Source organism: Amphritea atlantica, from assembly GCF_018860855.1.
GTDB classification, from domain to species: Bacteria; Pseudomonadota; Gammaproteobacteria; order Pseudomonadales; family Balneatricaceae; genus Amphritea; species Amphritea atlantica_A.
Map to the genome: position 1 here is coordinate 1 of NZ_JAHKQE010000002.1, position 13,047 is coordinate 13,047.

The window sequence follows — 13,047 nt, forward strand, 5'->3', positions numbered from 1 at the left end:
AAACCCACGTAGGGTGACGATGAGCCTCGCGAATCGCACCACCTCAATAAAACAAACCCACGTAGGGTGACGATGAGCCTCGCGAATCGCACCAACTCAACACACGCCAGAGACAAAAAACCATGGTGCGGTTCATCCTTCACCACCCCCTACGCCAAACCACCTAAGGCGATGGAGAGCCTCGCGAATCGCGCCATCTCACACACGCCAGAGACAAAAAATCATGGTGCGGTTCATCCTTCACCACCCCCTACGCCAAACCACCTAAGGTGACGGTGAGCCTCGCGAACCGCACCATGGCTACGGCTAGCTACTTAGGTGTCTCGGAGGTATAATATCCGACTATTTTTTTGCACTAATTCTAGCTTTGAGAGCACGGTCTATTAATGGATACCACCTACCAGCCGCACGAGATCGAGAAATCCTGGTACAAAACCTGGGAAGAAAAAGGTTACTTCACCCCTTCCGGTGAAGGCGAGGCCTACAGCATTATGATCCCGCCGCCGAATGTCACCGGCAGCCTGCATATGGGTCATGCTTTCCAGCACACCATCATGGATGCGCTGGTTCGCTATCAGCGCATGAAGGGTAAAAACACCCTTTGGCAGGTCGGTACCGACCATGCCGGCATCGCCACCCAAATGGTGGTTGAGCGTAAACTGGCGGCTGAAGAACAGAAAACCCGTCACGATCTAGGCCGTGATGCTTTTATCGAAAAAATCTGGGAATGGAAAGCCGAATCCGGTGGCATGATCACCAACCAAATGCGCCGTTTAGGTGATTCCGTTGACTGGCCAAGCGAACGCTTCACCATGGATTCCGGTTTTTATACCGCCGTGCAAGAAGTGTTTATCCGTCTCTATGATGAAGGCCTGATCTACCGTGGTAAGCGTCTGGTTAACTGGGATCCAAAACTACACACCGCGATTTCTGATCTTGAAGTGGAAAACCGCGATGTCAAAGGCAAGATGTGGTATCTGCGCTACCCACTGGCTGACGGTGTTAAAACCGCCGCTGGCGAAGACTATCTGGTGGTTGGTACAACCCGTCCAGAAACCCTGCTCGGGGATACCGGTGTTGCGGTTAATCCCGATGATGAGCGTTATAAAGACCTGATCGGCAAAGAGATTATTCTGCCGCTGGTTGGCCGTCGCATCCCCATCGTTGGCGATGAACACGCCGATATGGAAAAAGGCACCGGTTGTGTGAAAATCACCCCCGCCCACGACTTCAACGATAACGAAGTCGGCAAGCGCTGCCAGCTGCCAATGATCAATATTCTCACCCTCAACGGTGATATTCGTGATGAAGCCGAGACTTTCAACACCGATGGCAGTGAAAACCACACGTTAGACAAAACCCTGCCGGAAAAATACCACGGCATGGAACGTTTTGCTGCCCGTAAGGCGATCGTTGCCGATATGGAAGCTGCCGGTTTATTGGTCAAGATCGAAGAAAACGATATGACCATCCCCTACGGCGACCGCGGTGGCGTGGTCATCGAGCCAATGCTGACCGATCAGTGGTTTGCCGATGCCAAAACCCTATCAGGCCCGGCGATCAAAGCCGTTGAAGATGGCGATATCAAATTCGTACCTAAACAGTATGAAAACATGTTCTTCGCCTGGATGCGGGATATCCAAGACTGGTGTATCTCCCGTCAGCTGTGGTGGGGTCACCGTATTCCGGCCTTCTACGATAACGAAGGTAATGTCTACGTAGCGAAAGATGCGGCGGCGGCCCGTGAGAAATATGGTCTGGATCTCGAAACCGAACTGCGTCAAGACGATGATGTACTCGACACTTGGTTCAGCTCCGGCCTATGGACCTTTGGTACCTTAGGTTGGCCCGAAAACACCGAACGTCTGCAAACCTTCCATCCAACCGATGTGCTGGTGACTGGCTTCGATATCATCTTCTTCTGGGTTGCTCGGATGATGATGATGACCATGCACCTCATCAAAGATGAGAACGACAAGCCGCAGGTACCGTTCAAAACCGTTTATGTCACCGGTCTGATCCGCGATGAAAACGGCGACAAAATGTCCAAATCCAAGGGCAACGTACTTGACCCACTGGATATGATCGACGGCATCAGCCTGCCGGATCTGCTGGAAAAACGTACCGGCAACATGATGCAGCCGCAACTGGCTGAGAAAATTGGTAAACGTACCGAAAAACAGTTCCCAGAAGGGATCTCCGCCCACGGCACCGATGCGATGCGCTTCACCCTCGCCGCTTTGGCCTCTACCGGTCGGGATATCAACTGGGATGTGAAACGACTAGAAGGTTACCGTAACTTCTGTAATAAAATCTGGAACGCCGCCCGTTATGTGCAGATGAACACCGACGGTGAAGACTATGGTCAGAACGGTGGCGACGTTGAGTTGTCATTGGCCGACCGCTGGATCGCCAGCGAACTACAGAAAGTCGAAGCCGATGTAACCAAACATCTGGATGAATACCGCTTTGATCTGGCCTCTCAGACGCTGTACGACTTCATCTGGAACGAATACTGTGGCTGGTATCTAGAGCTTTCCAAACCCGTACTCTGGGACGACAACGCCTCAGCTGAAGCCAAGCGCGGTACTCGCCGCACACTGGTACGCGCACTGGAAGTAATTCTACGTCTGACTCACCCGATCATGCCGTACATCACCGAAGAGATCTGGCAGTCGATTAAAGAGATTGCCGGTGTTGAAGGTGAAACAATCATGCTGCAACCTTTCCCCGTTGCCAATGAAGCGCAACATGATGCCGCCGCTGAAGCCGATATCAACTGGCTGAAAGGGGTTATCACAGGGGTGCGTAATATCCGTGGTGAGATGGGTATCTCCCCCGCGAAAGGGCTGGATATCCTGATCCAAAAAGGCACCGCCGACGATAAAACCCGTCTCGATGCCAACCGTTCTTTCCTTGCGAAACTCGCCTCTCTCAGCTCGATCACTTGGCTGGAAGCCGGTGAAGAAGCGCCGATGTCTGCCGTTCAATTGGTCGGCGATATGCAGGTGCTCGTGCCGATGGCTGGCCTGATCGACAAAGATGCCGAACTGGCCCGTCTGAAGAAAGAGATGGATAAGCTACAGAAAGAAGCCGGTCGTCTGGAAGGCAAACTAAACAACGACAAATTCGTTGCGAATGCACCGGAAGCCGTTGTGGCTAAAGAGCGGGAGAAGCTGGCGGAATACAAAGCCTCTCTTGGTCAATTGAGCGAGCAATACGGCAAGATCGAGGCGCTGTAAGGGCCAAAGGGCCGTCGTTCGAACGTCGCTTCGCGACTTGCTCGTCGTTCGTAGTCCGAAAAAGAAAAAAGCCCAGCAGAGATGCTGGGCTTTTTTTTGGTTATAAACAGTACATAACAGCGGAGCTGAGTAGGCGGAGCCTCATCCTGCGAATTGAATTCCCCTGTGTCACTCTAGTTATTACACTCAAAAGTAATCTGGAAAGATATCTCAATAAAATACCCTTTCTAACTGCTCCCATACATCACGATGATTGTAGCAATAGTTTTAACCTAGGCTGCCTAGATCTTGTCACCATTCATGGTCATCTGCCCCTTTTCAAGCTTGAATGTGAACTTGTCACCGTTTTTCTCAAGCATAGCGGCCGCCATCGGATTGAACCTGCCAACCAAATCTTTGGCTTCCTTACCAATATTAGCGCTGAAATCGACAAAAGCTGCATTCATTAGGGCCTGTGGATTGGCTCCGCTACGAGACTTAAACCCGTCCTGGAGATAATGTTCAGGTAGTTTCTCGGCATCCAGCTTAGCAACACCGCTAGCGTTGATAATGTGGGCACCATTTTGTTTGAACTGAAAGCTCTGCAGCTCAAATTGTGGATTCTGAGCAAGCAACTGATCTGCGCGCTCATTCATAACACCTTCAACTGCTTGCTTCATTTCACGATCGCTCCAGCCATATTTGGCACCTTCCTGAGCAACTTCTAATATTTTCACAACAGCTTTGCCATCTAGGCCGGAAATTTTGTATTTCAACTCGCCATCAGAAAGGTGCTGCCCTTCTCCTTCGAAGCTACCTAAGTTAACCGCCAAGCTAGTAGTGAATTCATCATCGACTTTACTCGCAATATCGACTCCAAACGACTTAATAGTAATGCCTTCAATCGAGGCTTCTGCAATCTCAATAGTCGCCTGGCCTTCACCTTCTTCGCCATCAAAACTGTTGTTAACGAACAATTTCCCGCCAGAAAAACCGATGACACTATGACGCTCTTTGAGCATGAATTCAGGCATATCAGCGGTCATTTCAAAATTTTCGGGCCGGCCTTCGTCATTAAAGTTATCGGCAGAGAACTCAACCGTTATCGGTTTAACGGTCATAGCACTGCTTCTTTCGGCAAAATCGATATTAGGAATAATCATCTCACCATCGATGCTATCGCTTTTCATGTTACCTTCGACAACAATTGGCTGACCATCTAAAACAAGGCGGGTGATGGTCTTTTCATCGTTCCCTTTCATGACAGGGTTAGTGATCTTCGCAGTGTAAGAAGGGCCCGTCAGCAGAGAAGTAAGGCCGTGATTGACGGTATATTCGACTTGAAACTCAGTAGGCCGGCGCGTATTACTATCGTTCAGGAGAATAACGCCAGAGGAAGACATAAGACCACCTTGCTGGGACTTGATGGTCACATCAAATTGCTCACCCAAAATAGTCGTATCATTAAGCTGCTCGACAAGATTTTCGACGCCCGCCTTAACATGATCTTGGTAGCTAACTTGTTTAACACCAGCATAACCGACAACAGCAGCGGCTGCGATAGCGACTGCTATATACGTTTTCTTCATTGAACGTTCTCCATGTTCATTGCGCCCCGGTCTAGGAATCAGATGACACCTAAACGCTACGTGAGGCGATAATAGTTATTAATAAATAGTGAATTTTATAACGGCTAAAGACTTGTTTACTAAAGGCGGCATCAAATACTCAAATACCAACGGTATCACCACCTGATAAATCGCATAAGTGGAGGTTGAAATATCGAACTTATTTGCATCTTCTCTAATAATTCACCCAACGCCTTCTTGATTTTAATTCTCTACTCTTTTCTTCTACTCAACACCATTACCCAACTCCTTCGCTAACATCATTTTCAGCACGTCCGTTTTATAAGCATATTGTGCGGGGATTCGCAGGAGCGGGAGTTTTGATTGTTTGCAGATTTTCATCAGCAGTTCGTCGCGTTTCTGCCGATGTTTCTGGTTGTGGCTTTTGTCGTCGAGTTCGATGGCAGCGACAGGGGTTAGGTCGTCTGTTTTGCAAATGATGAAATCGAAATGTTTGGCACTGATGGCGTTAAAAGCTTTCTGCCACTGACTACGGTTACGGCTCGGCTGAGGCTCTAACACGTCGGCAACCCGAACTTTGCCGAACACCTGATGCTGATCACTGTCGATGGCTTTTAGTAACACACCATAGAAGGAACGCTCCGCGGGGGTAAAAAGTGGGCCGCATTGACGATAGCCTAACTCCTCAGGTATACCCAACGTCGCTGAGGGTACTAAATCCGTCTCTTCGGGCAGTTCTTTAACTGTGTCTTTGCGCGCCATACGCGGCTGTTTTTTGTTTACCGCTATATACAAAACAGCACCGACAACAAGAAACAATAAAATAAAAAATTTCATTATTAACTATCCTCTCCACAGGCTTTATCACGATTGTAAATATCGATATTTTTACGGGTGCGGGCGGCTTTGAGCGTTAGCATGGAGCACTTTTGGCGCTGCTCGGCGTTTTCACCTACCGGTGCTGAACGGCGGACTTTTGCGATAACAGGCTGATAGCTAGCAGCCGCATTGCAATAAAGCCGTTTGTAGTTTGGATAGTTCAGTGAGTTGCTGGATCGCTGCTGTAATGTTTGACAGGTTTCCCGAAAGAACTGGCTGGCGGCTTCAGAACACGCGGAATAATTTAACAGATCAGCTTTCAGTGGTTGGCAGACGCTATTCGGGCGTAGCCGCCACATTTGATACTGAAAACTCACCGGTTGATTATGGTATTCGACAACGATCGATTTGAGTTCTACCCCAATACTATCATGCATGGGTTTCATAATGGCGCGGGCCAGTTTCTGGCTAAAGTTCACATAGGTATCGGTCAACACATCCGCGTAGGTGACGCTAGGCACGAGTAGACCGCCGGCCAGCAATAGGGAAATACTGTGGCGTTTGGTATAAGTAACAATAGGGGTCAAACAACTAACGATGAGCCACAAGTAATGACTCTTAAAAAAAGCATCCATGTTATATCCATTTCAGAGAGCCGCTCTGCGCCTCTGGGTCGTCCTGACCAACTACGTGATTGCTCTAACAATCGGGTGACGAGTTAATTTTTTATAGTCATACCTGAATGTACCCCGCCAACACTGTTCACTCAACCCCAGAACAAAATTAAGCGGAATAACTAGCAAGAGGCTCCTTTTTAACAACCCTAAGAGAGAGCCTTACTCATTTTTTTAACAACGGTCGGTGCGACCTGCCCACAAACCGACCGATATTAGATTTTAAATTGGCCAACCTTGGTATTCAGTTCAGCCGCTAATTTTGAAAGTTCATCGCTCGCGGTGGATATCTGCAACGCACCATCGGAAGAGGCCTGAGAAGCATCATGAATCGCCTCCAACGAACGATTGATCTCTTTGGCAACACCGGTTTGTTCTTCGCTAGCCGAGGCGATATGGGTATTCATATTGGTAATCATGCCCACCGCTGAAGAGATACCCTGCAGCGCATTCCCCGCTTCCGTAGCTTTAGCGCCGGTCTGTTCGGCTTCTTGCTGACTCTGTTCCATCGCACTCACCGCAGAACGAGTGCCAGCCTGTAGATGCTCAATCGCCTGTTGAATCTCTGTCGTAGATTGCTGAGTTCGCTGTGCCAGCGTCCGTACTTCATCGGCAACCACGGCAAAACCTCTCCCTTGATCACCTGCTCGGGCCGCTTCGATTGCTGCATTCAGGGCCAACAAGTTTGTCTGATCAGCAATATCGTTGATGACATCGATAATTGAACCAATATTTTCGCTATTCTTTTCCACTGCGCGAATACGATCAGACACCTGGGCAACATTGCCCACAAGAGTATTCGTCGAAGCAACCGCCGCCGATACAATACTGTTACCTTGGTCCGCTTGCTCTTGCATTATTTTCGTCTGGCTATCGGCATGTTCAGCATTTTTGGCCACATCCTGAGAGGTAGCCACCATCTCATTCATCGCTTGGGCCACCTGCTCGATTTCCATACGCTGGCTATCGATGCTGTGGTTGGTCTGCTCGCTAATCGCTGACATCTCTTCAGCTGCTGAGGCGAGTTGAATGGTGGCACGACTAATACCGCTAATAAGCACGCATTGGTGAGTTAGCATTTGATTAAAGTTTTCCGACATTTTGCCTAGCTCATCAGTACTATTCACTTCAACCGTGGCGGTCAGGTCTGATGTTCTTGCCACTTGATCCATCGCAAGGCTAAGAGCGTCCAACGGTTTACGAATAGAGCGATATACCAATGTGCTCAATAGCGCCAGCAGCACAATTATGCAGCCGCCCAGTAACAGCATAATAATTACCGAGGTCTCATAGGCCATCGCGACATGGCTCCGCTCTTCCGCGGCTACTCGTAATTGCAGGTTGATCAGGCTGGCTATCTTGTCGCTGATCGGATCAATATTCTGATACAGCGGGCCATCAAATGCGCCTAACTGGCCACGTATATTGCCCAGCCCAGCCGCTTTTATGCCAGATTCAAGTTGATCTAACGAACGGTTAGCGACAACAAACAGCGCTTGCGCCTCTTTTGCCAGCTGCGCTTCTTCATCGTTGAGTGCACGCGCGGTGTAATCTTGCCATTTTTGAGCAATTTTTTGACGCGCAGCCTGGATACCTTTTAACGCTTCATCACCGGTCAGGATACCGGCATTTGCCTTATTGACCGCATCAATCACCAGTACCGCATACTCATCTGCGATCACCTTTAGATCCTTTAGCGGGATAACACGATCTTCATAGATACGATCAACACCATCATTGGCGCGCTGCAGTTCACTGAGCGCGGTGACGATGATGATGATCATACCAATCACCGGAAGAATAGAAGTTAGTATTAACTTACTTCGGATAGATAGACCCTTTAAAAGCATAAACAGCTCCGCAGCCCTAACAAACACCACTAGGCCTGACATAAGACGGGCTCGGATTCCAACAAACCCTAAATTCAATAACTGCAATATTCTGTATCTATTACCTCTATGGTAGATATCATCACATCATATAATGTTTCTCTGTCACTACAATCAATGAATTACCCACTTTGATTCTAAAGAATAGCAGCAATCGCCGCCCCTAGGCCTGCTGACATCTCTACAAGAGATAAAAACATATCGCAATCAACGGACTAGAATGGCGTGCACAGTAAAAACCCGGCACGAAGGCCGGGTTGGGGATGTTATAGAATACGACATCAATTAACGACGTGAGGTTACCTTTTCAGGGGCCCATAGCGCGGCTAACCCTGAAACTGATACTCAAGCAGTGGTATTCAGCAGAATACCGGTGGTAGAGCTAGAACTAGAGCTGTCTTGACTCTGAAACAGAGAGATCAGTTCATCAAAGTTGACCGTGCCATCATCTTCAAAAATCGAAGCAACAGCCTCTTCGCCAAACTCTTCCGTCAGTGCTAACTGCAACTCTTCACTAGAAACCATTCCCTGAGGTGGCGGCGGGGGTGGCGGTGCCATCCCTTGAGTTTCACCACCACTACCAGGCGCATTATTGGCTAATAATGTCGTTAACTCATCAACATCGATTGAGCCGTCTTCAGCTAACACCGCTGAGGCATCATCACCAAAACGGCTCGTCAGATTTGCAACGAGCGTTTCGGCATCGATACTGCCCTCTTCAACGGCACTCACCATTTGCGAAGCTAACTCATCCGGTGAAGGAGGTTTTTGCATCCCCATCATCGAAGAGCTACCCGCCTGAATACCTGTAATACTCATGGCTCTCTCCTTAACTTAAATTAATATATTTAAAGCTATTCGTTAATTGCAAAGAATATACCGACTGACAATTTTTACGACTTTTTTTAAGTCTTTTCTCACCATTTTGCGTTTATTAACCAACCCTTAACATAACTTAACCTAACTTTACATTCGGTGATAAAAACGGTTATTTATCATGATGAAAGCGGAATATTAAAACCAGCCAAAGTAATTAACGCGGCAAATGATTGCCGTCTGCTACATCGTTTTAAAACCTTTTATGAGCAGCTTATCTTTGAGCATCAAAAAACGATTCAAAATTAAACGCAACTGATAATCTTTTCGTTGCAGGATTCCCCCACTGTTAATTTTACTCTACACTAGAATTCATGAAGCACATGACCTGCATCACATCATCCCAAGAAAAACATCGCCAAATTCATTTTGGGCTTGCGTGTATGTTGTTGTTGGTTCTGATCGAGATGCAGAGCAGAGGGCTGATACGAGAGCCACTCGCTTCACAACTGTTGTCCGTTAATGAAAGCAATGCCTTACAAGTATTGCTACCAGCCGCCATCGATGACGATCAACCCTGCAATCTCGTTTTAACAACCAACAATGATCTCCGCCGATTAGGCTCCGTTATCGCCCAGACGGAGATCAACCCTTCTCATCCTGCCCGTCCTCGCTGGATAGCACCCTCCCCTAGAGCACCGCCCGTTCTTAGCTAATTCTTACATCGCTATTTTTATATTATTGATGACAGCCTTTAAGGCAGGATTACGCTATGAATAATTACAATGAATTGAAAACGATTCTTCTCGATGCTTCCGCACATATTGCCAGCCCTGAAGAACTACATGAATACACGTTCGAAACCAGTGCCATTGAAGTCATGACCGACTTTGAGAAAGTCCAACCGCTCATGATGGAACAGGATGTTTCTATCGATGAAGCTCGGCAGATGATGCGTAAAGTGCATGTGCGTTCAGTGCTGGTGATCGATAAAGATGAAAACTTTCGCGGACTGCTCACTATCGCCGATCTCGAAAGTCGCTCAGCCATGAGTATCGCCACCTCAGCAGGTTTAAAACGACATGACATATCCATTAAAGAGGTGATGACACCACGGGATCGCTTGCATGCTATTCCATTAAGCGAGGTCAGCCATGCCAGCATCGGCGATCTCTTACGTACACTGCAACACACCGGCACCCCTCATATGTTGGTAGTCGATACTCTAAAACATGAAATACGCGGCGTTATCTCCTCCAGTGATATCGCCCGCCGACTAAAAGTACCGGTCGAAATATCCAAACGCGCGGCTAACTTCCAAGAAGTTGTTGATGTGCTTTTTTCCGGTCGAGATACTTGAGCCGACTCAGCCTCGTGACTAACTAATCACGAGAAATAAAGAATACCTCAACTAAGTAAAACCGAAGGTTCGACTTGAAGGGGCTACTCATCGGGGTGATGTCCGGTGAGTAGTATTAGCAAGCTAGAATCTATGTGTGTGGATGGCTTGCGCATCAAAGCCCGGTCTCTAGACTGGGCTTTTTATCTTTGCCTCCGGCTATTACAGCCAATCAACAAAGCATCTCCGCAATGCTTATATTAGTACCGATAACCCCATCCTCAATTAATTCTCGCGGCTTACTTTACTGTCTTACTTTTAACGTCTCACTAGAAGTCACGGGTAAAGCGTTGACCGCTGCTTTATTTAGACAGCCTGTGCTATTCTCCCGCTCCGGTTAACTTATTCTTTTTGTGTTAACACTAACAACGGAGCACAATTGTGGACTACGATTTTACCCACGATATTTACGGCGCATTCTGTGCTGAATTTTCTATGGGCCATGAAGCCCTAGGCTACTGGCTGACTTATGAACTCAGAAGTCGTCAATCCGTTATTGCCGAACTGCTACGTATTACCGAAGAGCTGCAACAGCATCAACGCCACGACTATATGATGGAAGGCTCAGAATACAATCTGATTCTGAATCAAGATGAAGCGGTTGTCCGCGCCCATGCACTGGATGCCTACGACGATACCGTAGAGCCTGAAGATAACTTGGTATACTACGATCAAGAATCGACCGCCAGCTGTGGACTCGATGATTTCATCGAGATATTAGAAGGTTGGCAGCAGTTTACCGCGCCGGCCTAATATCGTGCTGAAAAAGTCAGGCCAATAAAGCCCGTTACAGCAACCCAGCCCGAAGCAGATCAAAGCACTCCATAATCCGAGCGATATACTGATCTTTAGGGCGAAAACTACTGCTGCTCTGCTTAAGCATATCCTGCTCCATATGCTTAAGCATCTTCGTCAGACGATAGCGATGCAACCCCGTTGCAGCCTGTACGGGGTCGGATATCACACCACTCAGTGCCGCCCCCGCTGACAAAAGCGCTAATACACCGGCGATAGTCGCCAGCGTAATACCGATAGAGGGAGAAGGTGGAAAAACGCCGTAATAGGCACTGCCCAAGGTTTCACCTAAGAAAAAATCACGGCTCGCTAATTGCGTACTGACCATACTCGCCAGCATCAACCCGATACCGATGCCTCCCGGCGTGAATTTCTGAAATGCAAAAGCCCCCAGTACAGTACATGACAGGGTATTGGTAATATCCGCCGAGGCCGTTCTGGTTACCCGGTACTGCGCCAAGGCATCTTCAATAATAGGTTCAGCTTGTCGATGAAACTGGGCGATATCAGGATCACCTACCCCTTGCTGCTGATAAAGTTCACGCAACGCCTCAGCAATATACCAACTCAGCGACTCACTGGTCTGATGATGCCGCAGTAAGTCACGCAGTACCAAATCACTGATATGGGTTTGCACCTGAGTCGTAAATCCTGCCGGAAAACGCCCCAACAAGCGATGCAGCCAGCTCAACCGAGGTGAACGCCCAACGAAAAATCGAATCAGGCTCACCAGCGCATAAAGAGGCGCCCAAAAGAGATTAACCGGCGCCCGCAAAATATCCAGACCAAAGGCCACTCGATTGGTTTTTAACGCCGCCGGATAGCTAAAATGCGCCGTGACAAAATCGGGCACCCGCTGCTGACACCGACGAAAATAGCTGCGAATACCTTTCAATACTGCCTGCTGAATATCCTGCTGTAATTGAGCATCGCCCTCAGCTTGGCTATCTGGAAATTGCATAAAACCCTAATATTTATCAGTCTGACATAGTTAAACGGAACGGTATCACTCGCTTGAGACCGGCAAACACACCAAAGGTTTCAGCACGATTGACTGGCCTGAGTAGTTTAACGATTTAATATGACAAAAACAGACCGCCTTTCAGGTTGATTTCAAGTTAATCATCAATACTGGTACAGCTTCCGTTAAGGATTGATCTCTCAAAACATTAACGGGACGGTTGAAATGACCTTTTAACAAGACTGATGAGCAACATATTACCCGATCACGCTACCAGCATTGAGCCAATAGCGCGGTCACCCACCAGAGGAATAACAAGAATGAACAGCAATCTGAAAAGTAGTTTTTCCGGCGCAGCAATCGCCGTGGCAGCCGCAGGCCTAGCCGGCTGTATGGGATCAACCTCAGCCAGCACCAATACCGCGCCCATGGCTAGCGGTGATACCGTTGAACTGGGACATTGTTATGGCGTTAACTCCTGCCAGGGACATAATGACTGCAAAACAGCCAATAATGACTGTAAAGGGCAATCCGCCTGTAAAGGCCAAGGTTTTGTTTCTATGCCGCTGAAAGCCTGTACCGATGCCGGCGGTAAAGTACGAGATGACTGGCGCGACCAAATCGCTAAAGCGGATCTGACCCAGTGCTTTGGTATTAATGTGTGCAAAGGCCATAATGACTGTAAAACAGCGAATAACGCTTGTGCTGGACAAGGTTCTTGTAAAGGCACTGGTTTTGTTATGACTACCGAAAAATCCTGTGACGATATCGGCGGTACTACTAAGTAATTAAGCACTACCGAGTAATCCGTTAAGCTAAACCGAGTCACAGAAAGCAACACCTTAGCACATAAGCATGGACGCCCTTCGGGGCGTTTACCATAC

General features: G+C 48.1%; 11 protein-coding genes. 5 read left to right on the forward strand and 6 right to left on the reverse strand.

Features of this window, described 5'->3' with window-relative positions; all coding sequences use genetic code 11:
• The first annotated feature begins 386 nt into the window (after positions 1–386).
• Complete coding sequence (locus tag KO512_RS00195) at positions 387–3,242, forward strand: valine--tRNA ligase (protein ID WP_215950329.1); 2,856 nt, start codon at positions 387–389, stop codon at positions 3,240–3,242.
• Positions 3,243–3,523: 281 nt separating this feature from the next.
• Here the strand turns inward: KO512_RS00195 and KO512_RS00200 are convergent, their stop codons facing one another.
• The 5 genes from KO512_RS00200 to KO512_RS00220 all read right to left on the reverse strand — a co-directional run bounded on the left by KO512_RS00200 (position 3,524) and on the right by KO512_RS00220 (position 9,011).
• Positions 3,524–4,810: a DUF945 family protein gene (locus KO512_RS00200; protein ID WP_215950330.1), complete on the reverse strand. Its 1,287-nt coding sequence runs from the start codon at positions 4,808–4,810 to the stop codon at positions 3,524–3,526.
• A gap of 264 nt (positions 4,811–5,074) precedes the next feature.
• Positions 5,075–5,647 (reverse strand): DUF2726 domain-containing protein, encoded by a 573-nt coding sequence (locus KO512_RS00205; RefSeq protein ID WP_215950331.1) that lies wholly within the window; start codon positions 5,645–5,647, stop codon positions 5,075–5,077.
• A 2-nt stretch (positions 5,648–5,649) separates the two neighbouring features.
• Entirely contained in the window at positions 5,650–6,264 is a 615-nt protein-coding gene (locus tag KO512_RS00210) for a hypothetical protein (protein WP_215950332.1), read from the reverse strand.
• A gap of 254 nt (positions 6,265–6,518) precedes the next feature.
• Positions 6,519–8,195, reverse strand: a complete 1,677-nt coding sequence (locus KO512_RS00215; protein WP_354667722.1) for a methyl-accepting chemotaxis protein — start codon at positions 8,193–8,195, stop codon at positions 6,519–6,521.
• Positions 8,196–8,537: 342 nt separating this feature from the next.
• On the reverse strand, positions 8,538–9,011 hold the full coding sequence (locus tag KO512_RS00220) for a hypothetical protein (RefSeq protein WP_215950334.1): 474 nt from the start codon (positions 9,009–9,011) through the stop codon (positions 8,538–8,540).
• Between the two features lie 440 nt (positions 9,012–9,451).
• On the opposite strand from KO512_RS00220, the gene KO512_RS00225 reads away from it, so the two are divergent.
• From KO512_RS00225 to KO512_RS00235, 3 genes are all read left to right on the forward strand, one after another.
• Positions 9,452–9,724: a hypothetical protein gene (locus KO512_RS00225; protein ID WP_215950335.1), complete on the forward strand. Its 273-nt coding sequence runs from the start codon at positions 9,452–9,454 to the stop codon at positions 9,722–9,724.
• Positions 9,725–9,780: 56 nt separating this feature from the next.
• Positions 9,781–10,368, forward strand: coding sequence for a CBS domain-containing protein (locus KO512_RS00230; protein ID WP_215950336.1), 588 nt, complete (start codon positions 9,781–9,783; stop codon positions 10,366–10,368).
• Between the two features lie 420 nt (positions 10,369–10,788).
• Entirely contained in the window at positions 10,789–11,160 is a 372-nt protein-coding gene (locus KO512_RS00235; RefSeq protein ID WP_215950337.1) for a YacL family protein, read from the forward strand.
• Between the two features lie 34 nt (positions 11,161–11,194).
• On the opposite strand, the gene KO512_RS00240 is transcribed toward KO512_RS00235, so the two are convergent.
• Positions 11,195–12,163: a DUF6635 family protein gene (locus KO512_RS00240; protein ID WP_215950338.1), complete on the reverse strand. Its 969-nt coding sequence runs from the start codon at positions 12,161–12,163 to the stop codon at positions 11,195–11,197.
• 320 nt (positions 12,164–12,483) lie between these two features.
• Between KO512_RS00240 and bufA2 the strand changes: the two genes are divergently transcribed.
• Positions 12,484–12,951, forward strand: a complete 468-nt coding sequence (bufA2, locus tag KO512_RS00245; protein ID WP_215950339.1) for a BufA2 family periplasmic bufferin-type metallophore — start codon at positions 12,484–12,486, stop codon at positions 12,949–12,951.
• Positions 12,952–13,047: the final 96 nt, after the last annotated feature.